This window comes from Phyllobacterium myrsinacearum (assembly GCF_014138285.1).
GTDB classification, from domain to species: domain Bacteria; phylum Pseudomonadota; class Alphaproteobacteria; order Rhizobiales; family Rhizobiaceae; genus Phyllobacterium; species Phyllobacterium myrsinacearum_A.
Window position 1 is genome coordinate 1 of record NZ_JACGXN010000038.1, and the last position, 1,331, is coordinate 1,331.

At 62.4% G+C, this 1,331-nt stretch carries 1 protein-coding gene; it reads right to left on the reverse strand.

Annotated features, from left to right (window positions below; all coding sequences use genetic code 11):
* Positions 1-1,314 (reverse strand): NAD(P)H-dependent oxidoreductase (locus FHW16_RS28715; RefSeq protein ID WP_182552864.1); only part of this gene is annotated, 1,314 nt, incomplete at its 3' end.
* Between the last annotated feature and the right edge of the window lie 17 nt (positions 1,315-1,331).

The window sequence follows — 1,331 nt, forward strand, 5'->3', positions numbered from 1 at the left end:
GCCATAAACGAGTTTGTCCTGTCTTTGTCTGAGTTCGACGATCTTGGAGCCGGGGATGGGTGCGGCATTGGCGCTGGTGATGAGTTCGCCCTTGGCGATGGGAGCGGTCACCGTGCCGCCCTGCAGGAGGCCGCAGGGGATTGCCCCCGCCGTCCGCGCTTCGGGGGCCGTCATGATCCAGGCGCGGTAGCAATATTCGCCGATCGCATCGAGCGTGTCGCCGGGTTTGAGATCCTTCTTGGCCACCGCGCAGACTTCCGCCACAGGCTTGGCCAGAGGCACCATGTCCGCCTTGCCGTAGAGCACGACGCGTGCGCAGGTCAGCGGCACTTCCAGCGAGGTCAGGTGATAGGGCCGGTGGAAGGTGAAATACGGACCCTTGCCCATCTTCAGGTCTTCCATCCGCTCCGATATGCGCGGATGCGACATGTCGGCAACCACGAACACTCCAGGTGCCACGCCCTTGCCGATGGAATAGTCGACCACGCCAACCCGCGACAACAGCCCGCCATCCCTTTGCGGGATCAGCGTCTTGTTGAGCTGGTCCAGCGTGGCGGCCGGGCCGTGCATGCCCGCCTTGTCGGGCACAAGCCCCGTGGCATTGGCGATTGCCGCCATTTCCACCATGGTTTTCGACCCGTCGACGAATTCCACCAGCATGCGCACATTCATGTGGCGGCGTGCCGCCTCTTCCTCGTAATCATCGGGAATGGCATCGATGTTGAGCGGGTTGTTCTTGCCCTTGCCGGCGGCAACGATCGGATGACCCATGGCCGAGACGAACTCGATCAGTTCCATGCACGAGGACGGCTCGTCGCCCGCACCCAGCGAATAGGTCACGCCAAGACGGTCCGCCTCGCTTTTAAGGTACGCGCCGATGGTCACGTCAGCCTCGACATTCATCATGACGAGGTGCTTGCCATGCTCCATGGCGCGAAGGCCGATCTCGGCTCCGACAGCCGGAACACCCGTTGCATCGATCACCACGTCGATGAGATCATTCTCGAGGATCAGATTGGCATCGCTGGTCACGGCGATCTTGCCGCCTTCCATGGCAGCCGTCAGGGCGGAGGCGGTGTTCACTTCCTTGGAATGGCCCGGCTCCTGATAGGCGATATCAACGGCCTTGAGCGCATTGGGCAGGTTCAGTTCGGAAATCGCACCGATCTCGACGCCCGGCATGTGCGCCACCCGCGTGACGATATCCGTGCCCATCTCGCCAGACCCGATCAGCCCGATGCGGATCGGACGACCCGCATCCGCACGCGCCTGCATGTCCCGCGCCAATCCCGTCAGTGCTACATTGCTCGCCATACCAAAAACGCTCCTCA